At 42.8% G+C, this 15,582-nt stretch carries 17 protein-coding genes; 10 read left to right on the top strand and 7 right to left on the bottom strand.

All coding sequences use genetic code 11. From position 1 onward, the window contains the following. Positions 1–8: 8 nt before the first annotated feature. Genes KDK67_RS01250 through KDK67_RS01270 form a run of 5 tightly spaced genes read left to right on the top strand, consistent with a single transcriptional unit; the run spans position 9 to position 3,713 of the window. Positions 9–464 carry a methanogenesis marker 5 protein gene (locus KDK67_RS01250; protein ID WP_250867028.1) on the top strand — a complete coding sequence of 152 codons (456 nt, stop codon included), beginning with the start codon at positions 9–11 and terminating at the stop codon, positions 462–464. Beyond that, entirely contained in the window at positions 461–1,705 is a 1,245-nt protein-coding gene (locus KDK67_RS01255; RefSeq protein WP_250867029.1) for a methanogenesis marker 15 protein, read from the top strand. The genes KDK67_RS01250 and KDK67_RS01255 overlap by 4 nt, the downstream gene beginning before the upstream one ends. 5 nt (positions 1,706–1,710) lie before the next feature. Further along, a complete protein-coding gene (locus KDK67_RS01260; protein ID WP_250867030.1) occupies positions 1,711–2,304 on the top strand; it encodes a methanogenesis marker 17 protein in 594 nt (197 codons plus the stop codon). Further along, positions 2,304–3,236, top strand: a complete 933-nt coding sequence (locus KDK67_RS01265; protein ID WP_250867031.1) for a methanogenesis marker 7 protein — start codon at positions 2,304–2,306, stop codon at positions 3,234–3,236. The genes KDK67_RS01260 and KDK67_RS01265 overlap by 1 nt, the downstream gene beginning before the upstream one ends. A gap of 27 nt (positions 3,237–3,263) precedes the next feature. After that, positions 3,264–3,713 (top strand): carboxymuconolactone decarboxylase family protein, encoded by a 450-nt coding sequence (locus tag KDK67_RS01270; protein WP_250867032.1) that lies wholly within the window; start codon positions 3,264–3,266, stop codon positions 3,711–3,713. A 120-nt stretch (positions 3,714–3,833) separates the two neighbouring features. Here KDK67_RS01270 and KDK67_RS01275 read toward each other — a convergent pair whose 3' ends face one another. Continuing rightward, positions 3,834–4,712, bottom strand: a complete 879-nt coding sequence (locus tag KDK67_RS01275; RefSeq protein ID WP_250867033.1) for a presenilin family intramembrane aspartyl protease PSH — start codon at positions 4,710–4,712, stop codon at positions 3,834–3,836. A gap of 163 nt (positions 4,713–4,875) precedes the next feature. Here KDK67_RS01275 and KDK67_RS01280 point away from each other — a divergent pair, with 163 nt between their 5' ends. From KDK67_RS01280 to fen, 3 genes are all read left to right on the top strand, one after another. Further along, positions 4,876–5,202, top strand: a complete 327-nt coding sequence (locus tag KDK67_RS01280) for a hypothetical protein (RefSeq protein WP_338101220.1) — start codon at positions 4,876–4,878, stop codon at positions 5,200–5,202. Positions 5,203–5,353: 151 nt separating this feature from the next. Continuing rightward, a complete protein-coding gene (locus KDK67_RS01285; protein ID WP_250867034.1) occupies positions 5,354–5,668 on the top strand; it encodes a hypothetical protein in 315 nt (104 codons plus the stop codon). An 18-nt stretch (positions 5,669–5,686) separates the two neighbouring features. After that, on the top strand, positions 5,687–6,703 hold the full coding sequence (gene fen, locus KDK67_RS01290) for a flap endonuclease-1 (RefSeq protein WP_250867035.1): 1,017 nt from the start codon (positions 5,687–5,689) through the stop codon (positions 6,701–6,703). On the opposite strand, the gene gpmI is transcribed toward fen, so the two are convergent. The 6 genes from gpmI to KDK67_RS01320 form a co-directional block, all read right to left on the bottom strand. Continuing rightward, positions 6,700–8,256, bottom strand: coding sequence for a 2,3-bisphosphoglycerate-independent phosphoglycerate mutase (gene gpmI, locus KDK67_RS01295; RefSeq protein ID WP_250867036.1), 1,557 nt, complete (start codon positions 8,254–8,256; stop codon positions 6,700–6,702). The genes fen and gpmI overlap by 4 nt on opposite strands. Before the next feature lie 126 nt (positions 8,257–8,382). Continuing rightward, positions 8,383–9,627, bottom strand: a complete 1,245-nt coding sequence (locus tag KDK67_RS01300) for an ABC transporter permease (protein WP_250867037.1) — start codon at positions 9,625–9,627, stop codon at positions 8,383–8,385. Beyond that, entirely contained in the window at positions 9,624–10,925 is a 1,302-nt protein-coding gene (locus tag KDK67_RS01305; protein ID WP_250867038.1) for a COG1361 S-layer family protein, read from the bottom strand. Before KDK67_RS01305 ends, KDK67_RS01300 begins: the two co-directional genes overlap by 4 nt. 1 nt (position 10,926) lies before the next feature. Beyond that, the gene (locus tag KDK67_RS01310; protein ID WP_250867039.1) at positions 10,927–11,664 is read right to left on the bottom strand and encodes an ABC transporter ATP-binding protein; all 738 of its coding nucleotides are present in this window, start codon (positions 11,662–11,664) and stop codon (positions 10,927–10,929) included. Between the two features lie 397 nt (positions 11,665–12,061). After that, on the bottom strand, positions 12,062–12,853 hold the full coding sequence (locus tag KDK67_RS01315; RefSeq protein ID WP_250867040.1) for a helix-turn-helix transcriptional regulator: 792 nt from the start codon (positions 12,851–12,853) through the stop codon (positions 12,062–12,064). Between the two features lie 7 nt (positions 12,854–12,860). After that, positions 12,861–13,784 carry a hypothetical protein gene (locus tag KDK67_RS01320; protein WP_250867041.1) on the bottom strand — a complete coding sequence of 308 codons (924 nt, stop codon included), beginning with the start codon at positions 13,782–13,784 and terminating at the stop codon, positions 12,861–12,863. 467 nt (positions 13,785–14,251) lie between these two features. Between KDK67_RS01320 and KDK67_RS01325 the strand changes: the two genes are divergently transcribed. Then, positions 14,252–14,836: a hypothetical protein gene (locus KDK67_RS01325; protein WP_250867042.1), complete on the top strand. Its 585-nt coding sequence runs from the start codon at positions 14,252–14,254 to the stop codon at positions 14,834–14,836. 123 nt (positions 14,837–14,959) lie between these two features. Beyond that, positions 14,960–15,562, top strand: a complete 603-nt coding sequence (locus tag KDK67_RS01330) for a hypothetical protein (protein ID WP_250867043.1) — start codon at positions 14,960–14,962, stop codon at positions 15,560–15,562. Positions 15,563–15,582 lie beyond the last annotated feature (20 nt).

The following is a 15,582-nucleotide window of genomic DNA, read 5'->3' on the forward strand; positions in this document are numbered from 1 at the left end:
GTGTTACATTGGCAAAAGTTATCATTTATCCTACGAACAGCCTGATACTTTCCGATATGGTGGAAAGGTTCGGACATGAACCTCTTGCTATGATGGAGAAGATCAAGGAGATAATAAACACGGTTGGTGTTGATTCCCCTCCTTTGAACATTACTCCGGAAGGCCCAAAACACGGTTTGAAATATGCTGCGGTGGAAGTGCCTGCAGGAGTTCGCGGAAGGATGTCCCTTATTGGTCCCATGATCGATCTTGCAGAAGCTGGCATAATCGTTGGCGATTCATCTATCAGTTTTGGATGTATGGGCTGTGCCCGTACCAACGAACTGACAAAGTTCCTTATCAGGGAAAAGGACATCCCCATACTTGAGATCCAGTATCCTCATACCGAGGAAGAAGGGCAGGATTTCGTTTACAAGATAGCAGAGTTCTTGAAGTCCCTGCCATCCGGGAGTGATGAAAAATGAGCGATAAAGGAGATCCGGTACTGATAGCCCTTGTTTCCTGTGGAAGTGAGTATGCTGGTGTCCAGAGCGAGCTGGAAAAAGCCGCAAGTATGTTGAATGCCAAGCTTGTTTATCCTGAGATGGATGTTGCGACCCTCGATACCATCGGTATGGAGTTCGGGTTGGAAGTGGCAAGTCCTGACCTCAGACTTATGATGGCAAGGGCGAAAGCGGTCGTTGAAGGCGTTGCAAAAGTGGACGGTGTTTTCGTGACATCATGTTTCCGTTGCGCTGAAGCTGCAATCGTGAGGAATGAGTTGAGGAGGTACATCTTCGAGAAATCCGGTTTGCCTGTGATAAGCTATTCTTTCACTGAGCGTACCACTGCCGCAACTCTGCTTACACGTCTGGAGGCTCTGACGACCATTGCTAGACGGAAACACCTGCTTGCGAGAGTGAAACAGTCCGGTATCACCGCAGGTGTCGATTCCGGTTCAACTACTACCAAAGCGGTCGTTATGAAGGACAACGAGATCGTCGGGGAGGGCTGGGTACCGACCATAAAAGTTATTGAAAGTGCAGAGACTGCATTACAGCAGGCACTTGATCAAGCTGGTCTCAAAAGAGAGGACATTCAGGCGATCGGTACTACCGGGTATGGTCGTTTCCTGATAGGCGAACATTTCAAGGCGGACCTGGTGCAGGAAGAGATCACAGTGAACTCAAAAGGAGCTGTCTACCTTGCAGATAAACAAAAAGGCAGTGCCACTGTTATTGATATTGGCGGAATGGACAATAAAGCTATTTCCGTACAGGACGGTATTCCCGGAATGTTCACCATGGGCGGTATCTGTGCCGGAGCATCAGGTCGTTTCCTTGAAATGACCGCTAAACGCCTCGGTGTGGAGATCACGGACCTTGGCGATCTTGCTATAAAAGGCATGGAGAAGAACGTTGAAATGAACAGTTACTGTATCGTTTTCGGTATTCAGTCACTGGTCAATTCGCTTGCAAAAGGTTCCTCGCCGGAAGATGTTGCAGCAGCAGCTTGTCATAGTGTTGTCGAGCAGATATTCGAGCAACAGCTGCAGGAAGTCGAGGTAAAGGAACCTCTGATCCTCGTTGGAGGTTCATCCCTTATTGCAGGGGTTCCAAAGGCCCTTGGTGACCTCCTGAAAATAGATGTCATAGTGCCACCGCATTCACAGCTTATTGGTGCTGTGGGTGCAGCCCTCCTCGCATCAGGCTATGTGTCGGAGTGATTCTCATGGAACCTCTTGAGATATTCACTGTTGAAACTACGGAACCTTCCGAGGCTGCAGCTTATGAGAGCATCCTTAAGGATATCATCTCCGAGCTTGCATTCTCCCGCACCATAGGCAGGATAAAAGTGAGGATAAGGCCGGAGGATTCGCTGTTCATGATGGTCATACTCCTTCGCAGAGGTCTTCCTCCTATTAAGGCAGGTGAGATCTCGGATACTGAGTTCGACAGGGAACACGCAAAGGTGGTCATCACTGTCAGGGATGAGAAGACCATTCCTCAGTTTCTGGACAGGCTCTGGGAACAGTTTGGAAGGCAGAACGTTATACAGCCAGAACGGAACATTATCGAGGTTGCTTCAGATCTTGAGACCGTGGATAAGTTCATCGCTGAACTTATCGTGGATGATCCTGAGAAAACGATCCGGGAAAGGCTTGCCGACATGGCCATACGTGCCACCCCGGAAGGGTTCAGGATACGTTACCATTCCCTTGATAGCGGCAAATTCGTTTTCGTGGCATCGGAGGATACGATGCAGCAGGATTGGATCGATGAGGCCAATGTTATGTTGAAAGAACTGGAAGGGGATGATTCCTGATGGCAGCAGTACTTGAACCTTATATCTATGAAGGAGGTATTCACAAACACAGTCTGATCCTTGAGCTTCTGGAAGACCTTGGCGGTTATCTCGTTCAGAAGACCTCTGCTTCAACAGAGGTCACTCTTGTTATGCTCATTCCGAAAAAGGATGTCCATCTTGTCGAGGATCTCTGCAAAAAGCTTCTTGGTAAGCTGACCTCGGCACCGCTTACTGGTACTGAAGTAGCGGTAGTGTCTCCTACACTCGCATCCCATCATCTTCCACATTCAGCATGTGATATTGCGGAATATCTCCGTCGCGGAGGGGCGAATACCAATATGATCGGGCTTGCAAGGGGAATGGGGCGAAGGGTCGCATTGTCTGCTGATTATGAGAGAAGGCTCATTAATGAGCATGATGTTGCTGTTTTCTCGTTCGGCACTTTCAAGGATTGTATCATTAACAAGAAGCCAAAGCTCTTCGAAGGCATCGAGATACCTATCGTGGTGACCGGTGGGCCTAACATCAGAACTGAGGAAATTTCCGGAGCTGACATATATGTTGGTGGCATCGGGCGTATTGCTCACAGGATGAGGAAAGGTTCTGAACTGGATGCAATGGACGTTCTGAATGAAAAGGTGGGTGAGATCGTGAATCTCAAGAGGGAAAATATCGCAAAGGACCCGCTTGCAGTTCTTCCTGCAAGGCTCATGAAAGAGGTTCAGGAACAGGTTCCTGATATTCTTAATGTGCTGACACCTGCTCCGATCACGCTTCAGCTTGACGGCATGAGGATAAAACTGCCTTATGATAGATACCATGAAGCTGTTGGAAATATCGAATTCGATGAAGGCTTCCTCCTTTCGGATGCGGCGAACATACTTCCTTCCAAGATGAAGGATTACATTCTTGTAAAGATAAAACGCAGGTCTGAGGTAGTAAATATTTAAAATATCTGTATTTAAGTGAGGATTATTATGGACATTGAGAAGATCCGAGAGATCATCGAAAAAGAGCCTGATGAGGCAGTTTCTGATGTACTGGAGGGTGTGAAGGAGCGTTACGGTGAGATCCCATATATTCTGGAGTTCATGCGTGATATGCCGGATCTCCTTCTCCCTAAGGTAATGTATGACAATTCGATCATGCGTGAATTCGAAAGGCTTGATCCGAAAACGATCGAGCTGATCTGTATAGGTGTTTCATCTGCCCTTCGGTGCGACCATTGTATGAATATGCACATCCGTGTGGCAAACAGGCTTGGGCTTACCAAGGAAGAGATCTTTGATGCTGTTCTGATCGCTGGTGCTATTTCCAATGCATCCGTACTTGCGGAAGGCACACGTGCTCTCGATGCAGAGTTCAATGGTCGGAAATGTGATGGCAACGATGATTGTGATGTTTGCAAGATCGCGAATCACGATTAAAAAAAGCATGATGATGCTGTTTTAAGCATCATCTATATTTAATTCAATTTGTTTTTTACAATTTTATCTTATTGGCATCTATATTCAATCTAGCCTATCTTATCCCAGAAGCGGGGTTCCCTAAAGAAGTGCACCTGCAAGGTATCCAAGGATCACTCCACTGTTCAGGAATGGAAGTCCTGCCTGTGGTTTTCCTTTCATGACGAATATTGTAAGCCCGATGAATCCGGTAAGTGTTCCTATTATTGCTCCAAGGGCGGGGTATGATATGAACCCTGTGTGGGCAATGAAAACGTTTGCAGATACCACCAGGACGGTTGGCATGACCGCATCCCCAAGTCCCATGAAGAACGCATCTCTTTCGCCTTCCTTTTTCATGCCGTCCTTTATGAATGAATAGTTCAGCTTTTTCGGGATGATAAAAAGTATTGGCAATCTGAGGTCCATCACACCTTCTGCAAGATCGATCATGTGCTTTGTCTTATAGACCGATATGGCATCGTATATTGCAAGAAGTGATAACAGGACGATTGCTGGCAGGATCCCAAAGGATATTCCGAATATTGAACTGGCAGCAGCTCCGATTATTATGCCGATGGTATCTATGACATACCATTCAGGGAACTTGTAAAGGACGATGCTGAGTGCAATTGCCAGTATAATTGCCAGTGTACTGCTCAATGTCTCACTTATTCCAAGCATATACAAGATCGGATAGAATCCGTAGAATATGGTGGCACCTACTGCAAGCAATATCGTTAGTTGTATTACCCATTTCATGTTACGTTTGATAGCAAGCAGTAACAGGAATGTGAATGCGAGGATGAATCCTATGTAATAGAACGAATTGGCAGTCGATTCGGGATTCTCTACGGCTTGCATTCCAAGTTCATCCATTGGGGATGCCAGCACTAATGCGAGAACCTGTACTATTAGGATCAACCCGGCCATTGCGACCATTGGAAAATAATCTTTGAATGTGTCTTTTTCGGAACTCAATATAATTCTCCCTGTGCCCAAAATATCTATGTAGTGCAAATTTGAAATATCGGCACAGTATTTAATAGTATGTAATTGTTATAATAGTTATAATAGGTGTTATCAGTTAATATATCGATGTTGTTATCGATAGGATTGCTGTACGTTTAATAAATGAGGTAAAATGATGGATCCCCGGGACATTGTATTTTCGATCGTGATGGTTGTATCTTCTTTTGTGCTGACCTATGAATGGCTTGGCAGGTTCAAACCCAACTCCGCTAATTCTTTGATCATACTTTCTGCTATTGTAATGGTAGGTGCATTAGCTGCGATGATCCTTTCTCTGGATATCAGGCTTCGGAGGATCGAAAAGACGCTGGATGATAAGGAACGTTCTCTTCGTATCAATATACAGAGCATTGAGAGTTCAATGGACAGGAAGATGAACGAAGTTATCACTGTAGTGGATGAGGCAATGGACGTAGTTAATAGGAAATCATATCGTTAATTCCCTCTCTTTTTTTCTTTGAAATAAGCAGAATCGCATTCATTGTGAACTGTTACATCAAATTCGGCCTGTCGACATCTGCCGAAACCAATATATGTGTACCAGTATATGTGGAACTTGTAATATTGCTAAGATTCAAGGGAGTGCGTATATGCGCATCAATTTAGAACCAATTGGCATAATTAAAAAGGCTGGAAAGTATTCAGAAATATTAATATATTCTGAATTTGAGCAGATCATAAAAAATCTGGTCTCAATGGTGGGAAAAGGCTCTGTTGGTGGTCAGGAGCTCCTAGTGGTGCATAAGAACTATACTAGTAGCGATGGACACCAGGTTGAGGTGACCAAGACAGAAGTAGTTGAAAGGGATGGTAATGTCCTTAAAGTTGGGAAAATGAATGCAAACGATGATTCTGTCATCGATATCAGACTTTCCATTACCGATGGTCTCTCTGGAGATCTATAATATTTACATCATTTGAACATGGGTACGGATATTGGGGATCTACTTCTTAAAGATGCGATCGAGTTAGCTGGGCTTTCAAATAAAGTAGTGGCTATCGATGCGTATAATACTCTTTATCAGTTCTTAAGTATAATCAGGCAACGTGACGGAACCCCTTTAAAGGATTCCAGCGGTCAGATCACTTCTCATCTTTCGGGTATCCTTTATAGGCTTACCAGTCTCATCGAAGCAGGTGTCAAACCTATTTTTGTCTTTGATGGTAAACCTCCTGATTTCAAATCAGATACTCTGGCAAAACGCCATGAGGTCCGGGAAAGTGCAACTGCTAAATGGGAAGATGCAAAAGCACAGGGACTTGAGGAAGAAGCCTACAAGTATGCACAGGCCTCCTCAAAAGTGACCCGTGAGATGATTGATGATTCTGTCAGACTATTGGAATTGATGGGTATCCCTTATGTGAAAGCACCATCCGAGGGGGAGGCACAGGCCTCATACATGGTCCAAAAAGGGGATGCTGATTATATCGGTTCACAGGACTATGATTCATTTCTTTTCGGCGCACCACGAGTGGTTCGAAATCTCACTATTACCGGTAAGCGAAAGCTTCCGAAAAAGAACATCTATGTGGATGTTAAACCTGAGATCTTATCCCTTGAGGATTCCCTTGGGGAACTTGGCATTACAAGACAGCAATTGATCGATATTGCTATGTGTGTAGGCACAGATTATAATACCGGTCTCGAGAACATCGGTCCGAAAAGGGCGCTTAAACTGGTGAAGGAACACGGCGATATAAAAGCTGTACTCGAAGAACTTGGAAAAGAGATCGAAGACCTTGACGCTAAAAGGGATTTCTTCATGAACCCGCCGGTAACAGATGATTATGAACTGAAATGGATCAAGCCTGACCGTGCCGGGGTAATTGATCTTCTCTGCAAAAAACATGATTTTTCAGAGGACCGGGTCAATAAAGCACTTGACCGCCTTGAAGCGAACATGGGTGGCAGTCAAAGCACTCTTGATCAGTGGTTTTAACTGTTCTTTATTAAAGGAACACCGGTCATTTCCGGTGGCTTTTCAATGCCTATTATCTTCAGTATGGTGGGTGCAACATCTGAAAGCCTTCCTTTTTGAAGTTCAACTCCCTTTTCCTGTGTCACATAGATACAGCGGACCGGATTTGGCGTATGGGCCGTGTGGCATTGCCTGTCCGTATTGTTGCAGAACTCTACCATCTTTTCGGCATTGCCATGGTCTGCCATTATCATGGCTTCGCCACCTGCTTCCTTTATTGCAGTAATTATCTTTCCTACACAATCATCAACGACCTCGACCGCTTTCACGGCCGCTTCCATTATGCCGCTATGTCCTACCATGTCCATGTTGGCAAGATTGAGTACGATCACATCATACTTTCCAGATCCTATCCTCTCTATCAGCTCTTCGGTGACCTCATAGGCACTCATTTCCGGTTTCAGGTCATAGGTTGCCACCTTTGGGGATGGGATAAGACACCTGTCCTCTCCTTCGTTCTGCTTTTCAACACCGCCATTGAAAAAGAATGTCACATGTGCATATTTTTCGGTCTCAGCTATACGCAACTGCTTAATTCCCTCTTTGCTGAGCACCTCTCCCAATGTGTTCTTCAGTTCTTCCGAAGGGAATGCTATGGGGACATCCAGCTTCTCATCGTATTCGGTCATGCATAAAAAATGCACTTTTGGATGACTTTTGCGTTCAAAATTGTCAAATTCATCATTCACGAAAGCATAGGTCAATTGCCTTGCACGGTCAGGGCGGAAATTGAAGAAAATGACCGTATCTTTTTCATTCACAGTTCCTATGGGTCTACCATTTTCATCGACGATCACCGTAGGTTTGATGAATTCATCATTCTCGTCTCTCTCATAACCTTCAGAAATGGCATCAATGGGCTCCTTTGAATAATATAATCCCTCTCCCAGGGTGATCGCATTGTATGCATCTTCGGTCCGGTCCCAGCGGTTATCCCGGTCCATGGCATAATAACGCCCTGAAACCGTGGCTATCTTTCCGACCCCCAGGTTGTTGCAGTATTCCACATGTTCCTTCATATCCTCAAGTGCCGCTCTTGGGGGAACGTCCCGGCCGTCAAGGAATGCATGGACGAATATATCGGTAATACCTTCATCCTTTGCAAATTCAATAAGTGCACGAAGATGCTTCATGTGGCTGTGAACACCTCCGTAAGAGAACAACCCCATAAGGTGTAGTGCAGAACCCTGTGCTTTTGCATTTTCAATTGCTTGCTTCAATACAGGGTTCTTGAAAAAGTCCCCGTTTCCGATATCCCGGTTGATGCGTGTAAGGTCCTGATAGACAACACGTCCTGCACCTATGTTCAAGTGTCCGACCTCTGAGTTCCCCATCTGTCCTTCAGGAAGTCCCACATCCTCTCCTGAAGCGCTGAGGAGTGTATTCGGATATGTCTCCAGCAAATCATCAAGGTTCGGGGTGTTGGCTGCACTGATGGCATTACCTTCCACTTCGGGGGAATATCCCCAGCCATCAAGTATGGTCAACAGAAAAGGTCTTTTGGTAAAATTCATGCGAAGTAGATTATCCTGATGGTTATTAAATACGCTGATTTGCAGGTAGTAAGAAAATAGTGACAAATAAAAGAGTAGTGTTCCTGCCAGTTTTTTGGCAGGGACTATGTAATGTCTACAGTCTGTTCATTCATATCTCAAAGCATCTACCGGCTTCATCTTGGATGCACTGTATGCAGGGATAACGCCGGAAATAACTCCTATCAACATTGCAAGTCCTATTCCAAGGATCATTAGTTCTGGGGACAGGCCGGTTGCTGAACTCGTGGCAGTACGTCCGATCTGCAATCCGCTCATGGGTATGACAACTCGTGAAACGATCTCTCCAAGAACGATTCCTAAAAAGCCACCTACAAAACCCACAAGTGCGGAATTCATAACGAATATCCTCATGATGTCCCTGTTCTTCGCACCAATGGCTTTCATTGTGCCGATCTCTTTTGTCTTTTCCATTACGGAAGTGAACATTGTATTTGCAATTCCCACTGCGCCTACTAAAAGAGACACTCCTGCAATTGCACCAAGGAAGAACGTCATTGATGATACCATATCAGATACTCCGTCCATCTGTGATTTTGAATCTGTTACTGAAAAATCCCTATCCTTTTCATCAACATGACGTGAGATAAGAAGGGTACTCTCTATCTCTTCAACAGCCGATTCCACGACCTCTTCATCTTCAACCTTTATCACAATTGATCCGTACACGTCCTTTTCTGCATCTTCGATAACATTTATTGCAGCATCTATCGGCATTATTACTGCATTATTGCTCTCGCCGTCTTCCAGTATTCCTACCACTCTTACAGATCTATCTTCTATGGTGATAACTCGGTTCACTCCAATTGGCTGGTCGAACAATTCATTTGCGACATTGTATCCGATCATCGCTACATACTTGTCCGATGGCTCAAGGGCACGGCCCGAATCGTAGTCCATATTAGATGTGTACTTCCATACTTGTGTATCCACGCCGGTAACTGACAGGGATGCGGTCTCTCCCGTGAATTCCACGTCGGCTTTCCCACTGATCTGGCCGTACATATACTCAATCTCTTCGATCGATCGGAGTGCCATTATATCCTTATCTGTAAGCTCGTCTTCATCAATAGTAGCAGTAGTACCTCCGCCTCCGCCTCTGCCTGGTCCCATTGAGGACTGAGCACCGGAATAACCGGGAGTGACGGTGATTATCGTAAGGTCCATATCCTCAAAGCTGCTCTCAACACTTTCCGTCATTGCATCTCCAAGAGCAACTATACTAACCACTGATGCAACACCTATGACGATGCCAATGATAGTCAGCCAACTTCTGATCTTACTGTGCAGAAGGATGTTGGTCGCAAGTTTAAGAGATGTTTTGTACCTCATTGTTCCCTTTCCTTGTCCTTTCTCTTTTTATATACTGCAGCAGCTCCTACAACGATTGCGGCGAGGATCAGAAGGTATGTAGTAGTGCTGGTCCCACTACTTGCATTCCTGTTCTTGGCGTATGCCACATCATTTTCTCCAGTTGCACCCGAGGTAAATGAAATATCAACGTTTTTCTCAACTGAAAGCCTCTGACCCGTTGAATCAGTATATTCGATAATGGCTGTCAGTTCATTACCTGAACTTCTGCTGGCAGATCGGCCTGCAGGTATATTTTCTCCAGTACCAGTTTTTTCATCATCACTATTTTCGTCGATTGCAACATTTGCGGATTGAACAATGTTGAAAGAAGTGATCGTGTAATCTCCTTTTTCCAGGTTTCCTACAATGGTCGAGGAACTTCCTGTCACTTTGTATCCATCCTGCTCAGGAATTGATACTTTCACAGAATATGCTTCATTGTTGCCCACATTGGCAACAGAAAGTGAGACTTCCCCACTTGCACTCTCGGAGAACGAAACATCAAAATCGGTTTCTCCTCCTACAAAAAGCCCGGCTTTCGTAGTTATCTCATTTATATTTGAGTCATAATCCTCAAAACTCAGGCAGATATCCAGCTGATAAAGCCCGGGAATCGCATTCACATCAGCCATAACGGTGTAGCTTACAGTTGCAGATTCACCGGCATCGAGGTATGCGATATATTTGGTGTTATCTGAATATACCGGGAGGACAACTCCACTTTCTTCATCCCATGATATTACCATGTTCTTCAGGGGTGAGTTTCCAGTGTTGGTCACAATGAACTCAAGCGGTTCTTCGGTTGCTATGTCGATGTTTGATTTAGTAATAGTGACGATCTGTGCGTATTCCTTTCCACGGACGTCAATATTGACGGTTGTTGTGATCGTACCACCGTTCTCACTGTCAGTTACAACTATATCCAGTTCATACAGGTCTTCTGGCGCATCATTATCTATAAATAGTTTATATTTGAGTATGGCAGCATCATCTTCGTCCTGCCGTGAGTTCAGATATGGTATTGTCTGGGTCAGGGATTCACCGGTCACTTTTGAGAATGGATACTCCGGTCCAATGGTAACTGTAACGTCCTCAAGGTCTGAATTTCCATCGTTCATCACGCTAAGGGTGATCTCCATAGTCTCTCCCGGCCTTGCAGGATCAGGGTTTTGATTTAACATATTAACCGTTATCATTGAGGAATCCACATAAACTGCTGCAGAAGCACTTCCAGCGGTCATGCAGACAAGTAGTAGTAATAGTATCATTTTTTTCATATCAATTCTCCATCTTATTTCTGTATTCTATTTTCTCGACCTGTCCGTCCCTGATGTAGACTATCTTGTCTGCATACTGTACCGGTTCGGTATCATGTGTGACAATAATGATCGTTTTCTTCTCTTTCTGGTGCATCTCGTTCAGGAATTCCAGTATGTATGTTCCGGTTTTACTGTCGAGGTTGCCGGTTGGTTCATCGGCAAGAATGATCGGTGGATCAATGGCCAGTGATCGCGCAATGGCCACTCTTTGGCGTTGTCCTCCGGAAAGCTGGGAAGGCAGGTTTGTAAGTTTATCTCCGAGACCCACGATCTCCAGAAGTTCCTGCCCTCTCTTTTTAGCAATATCGGGGTCTACTTCCTGAAACTCGAGGGGTAGTATGACATTTTCTAAAGAATTGAGTGTGGGGATCAGGTTGAACTGCTGAAAAATGAATCCTATGCTTTGCCCCCTGATCTGTGCAAGATCGGACTCCTTTAACTTTGATATGTCTTGATCATCAAGCCGTATGATACCTTTACTTGGAACATCAAGGCAACCTATCAGGTTCATCATTGTACTTTTCCCGCTTCCGCTGGGTCCAAGGATCACAACAAATTCTCCACTGTATATGTCCAGATCCACATTTTTCAATGCATCAAATTCAATTTCTCCCATCTGGTATGTTTTCCAGACATCACTGAGCTTTATCAGCGGGGTATTGTTCTCCTGCATTTCAACACGCTCTGTTCCATTCATATTTTCAATCGTCTCGTCTCTTTTTTTGTTTTCATGGGGGTACCTGTAGGATCGATCGGTGATAGGTTACAGATGCCATTCCTGGGGTGGGTGTGGTACTAATGGCACTGTTTCAATGCCACTTTGTACAACTCTGCACTAGTGGTCTTGAATATAAGTATACTTTATAATCTAAGTGAAAAATATGATTTAAATTTATAATGAAGCTTTTTCAAGGCTTTTAATTCTTAAAAAAACTATTTCATTGCATTAAAATTAGATTATAACTATTATTGTGCATCTAATTCAAAAAAATATGCTGTTTGCGGTATGCTGTAAATCATAAAAAAATGCTGATAATAGAAGGGCGTAAAAAAGTGCAGATCTGTCCAAAAGCAGGCGGATGTAGGACAATTAATTATTCTCGTTCATGCTCATCTTTCAGGAATATGATATTTCCCCTTCCCTGCTTTATTTTTTCAACCCATCCTTTCTTCTCAAGGTCGTTTAGCATCATACTAACCTTTCCTTCTGAATAATCGATCTTGCTTCGAAGCTCCTTTTGTGTAATACTGCCATCATTGGATAGGAGTATTTTCACAATTTCCTGCAGGTCGGAAGGTAGGTCCTTCATATCTTCAGGATATGTCATATTCTCGTCTTCCGATAGAACTTCTTCAGCATGGTCAGGTGCTGAATATTCTGTTATTTCTATTTCCGGTTCAACGTGGTGCCTTTTTTTATCTTTTTTAGCTTTTGATGTCGTTCTCTCAATCGCTACCATTAGTACGATCGCAAGTAACAGGTAGGAGACTATTGAAATGCTGCTGGTCTGTGTAGCTGGCTGTTTCTCATTTTGTTCACTCTCCACAATGTCTGAATAAACAGGCATAAGCAAAAGATCGATCACATAGGTGCCATTGTCAGTGATAGTCAGTGGAACTTCTGTGGAATATTCAAGGTTGTTCTCTTTGTATGAAGTAGCTGTGATCAGGTAATTTCCCGGAGGTAATTCTAATGAGTAGATGCCGTATTGTGGAACTATGGACTGGATGGGCGTGGTGTTTATCTCTATATATGCATTATCAGTCGGTTCGAACGTGTCCCATTCATAAACCACTCCATGTATGGTGGCAGTGCTATCCGCACCTGCTAATGGCATTGATGCCAGGATGATGGCTATCCAGAATATAAGTGTGATGGGCTTCATTTTTTATTTAAGTGGTTTGACGTTTACTGGCAAATCCATGTTTCATCCATTCCATTGGAATTGTTCCATTCCCTTCTTCGTAACTGTAGGTCCCGTTTCCGGATAGTGCTGCAAAGCCATCTCCTATGGCCTTGAAATTAATACTCTGTCCGCGTACCATCACTATGGTGGATGTTCCGGTGATGTCCATTGTGCCGTTTACATTGCGGTAAGCCACGATTTTAGGATCGATATTGCTTTCCGGTTTATATTCTCCATCGATGAAAATGATCTTGTCATTATTTTCATCCCTGATAGTGACCACAGCATTTTGGACCGAAAGGGTCATTTCGATGTTTCCTGAAAGAACCGCAGTTCCATTTCCACTTGCATTCAGGTATACTTTATCCTTTAGTTTAACCTGTCCAGGTTTCATTATTCGTTCGTCATTGAATATCTGTGGCACTATCTCATGAACAATTCGGAGTTCTTCAATTGCGTTGAAAAGATACTCTTTCTGTTCTACGCTAATGGTCGTGTAGCTTTCATTATTTTGCGAAAGTTCATCCGAAAGGGTCTTGTTCATCTTAGCATTTTCGAGATGCTGGTGAAATTCTCCTATTCTATTGGTCAGTAAGTTAACATCCTCTCCTTCATTTTCCAGCCTCTCCACTTCTTTCTCGAAATGGTAAAGTGCACCTTCGGATCTTTCGATATCCCTGTCTATGATATTGACAATATCCTGTTCATCTACAAAAAATAGTGTTTTATGTTTATATGGTGGTTTATGTTCGCTATCAAATGGCCAGTAACTGTTGTCATGGCCTATGTCCGATGTGAACCAGATGGGTTTTACGACCTCGTGTTGTAATTTATCCTGTCTATCAGCACAACTGGAAGTCAGTAGTATGAATGTCAGTAAAGCTAAGGTAATGCCTAATACCTTTTTCATTTTGATAATCCTCTTTCCCAGATAAATGCGATCAATGAATACTTCCAGTTCTGCTATTGAAGATATAAACATACTTTATGAAGGGGATGTATTTTGTTTTTTCGTATAATGAAATATGCATTTTGTGAGCCTCTTTAACTTCACAATCCTTTTTTTATCCTTCATTGATAAAAAGAGAGTTTAAATATGTATAAAATTCATTTTTATATCTGTATTATTTATTTATTCAATTTATATCTCTTTTATTCGTATTTATTAAGTTTCTTCGATGATCGATCAATATGATCTTATTCAAATTATTCTACGCACAAAAATATCGATTTTTTGTATTATATTATAAATTTAAAGGCTTATTAATTCCAAATAAGCTTTTTAGGGCTCTAATAAGCTTATTTTTAAGAATTAAATGCTTTAGATATCTTTTATCTGAAAGTATGCTTATATTCTCGACTGCCAGTGGATGCATTGTGAATACTCGGGTATTGCCGGGACACAGAGATGATAATATGAACAATAAAACATTGAAAACAATTGGTTGCTTTGCAGCTATCCTGATGGTATTCAGTTTGTTTCCAACAGGTGCGCTCGCGGTAGAAGACAGTACGACAAAAGATCTCCCAATGATGAAGTTCGGCGAAAATAATAGGATGGGACATGGGATCGGTGGAGGATTTTTCCTTTCTGATGGCCGTCCTGTATGTCCAGTGGAGTTCGAAAGTGAAGAAGATGCATTTGAGTTTCAAAAAGAACGTTTGATCACTTCCTTTGATAAAAAGATCGAAAGGCTGGAGACTCTAAAAGAGAACCTCGATGACATTGGTAACGAAGAGATCACTGAGGAACTTATAGATGAGCACATAGTTCAGCTTGAAGACGCAAAGGAGCTCATATCTTCTGCTGAGGACAAAGAGGCAATTAACGAAGTAATGGGATCATTGTCTCCTCTATTTGAAGATATGCCTGAAAAACTTAGAAGATCAAATGCCAAAATACATTTTCGTGGACCTATGAACGGTATGCATTCAAGGGGCATGGTTTCAGTTGAAGAATGAGTTTCGTTCATTGAATTAAAAACACTTTTCAGTCAAAAATGGGGCAAATAGCTCCATCTTTATTTTTGTGTGTTTGATGTTTGTTCTATGATACAATAAAGAATTGCTATAATGGTGTTTAATATGAAAAAAGGTCTGGCAACTTTCTCCATACTGCTAATTTTGTTATGTTCAATATCGGGGGGTGCTTATGCAAGGGGGAATATGTCTGATAAAGCCGGATTTGGCCCCAGAGTCAATGGATTTACAAACCTTATAGATTCAAAAATAGAGCTCCTTGAGAACGAGATCGAAAACAGCGATGATCTATCGTTCATTGAAGAAGCTGGGATCATGATATTTGAGCTGGAAAATGTCAGGGATGAAATCCAGGAAGCTTCTAATGAGCACGAATTTGCATCTTCACTTAATAAGTTCAATTCTCTAATGGAAAACTCTTCAGAATCTCTCAAACAAATTTTTATGAGCAACCAAGAAACGTCTGTTGCTCGAATTGATGCTTTAAGAAATGTAAGTGTGTCAATGAATGATGTAAGAAATAAAAGTGTACAAATGAATAATGCAAGTGGCGATATGAAGTCTTCAATTCTGAAGGCCGAAAGAGAGAATCCTATTAAGAACGTTTCCTCGATATCTACAATAGTTAATGGAAATAAAAATAAAGCTTCAAGTTCCAATTCTAATTTCTTAACCAGCTTTGTGAATAAAATAATGTCTTTCTTCTAACTTACATTTTTTCGATTTAA

Origin of the sequence: Methanococcoides seepicolus (assembly GCF_023684405.1) — an archaeon.
GTDB lineage: Archaea > Halobacteriota > Methanosarcinia > Methanosarcinales > Methanosarcinaceae > Methanococcoides > Methanococcoides seepicolus.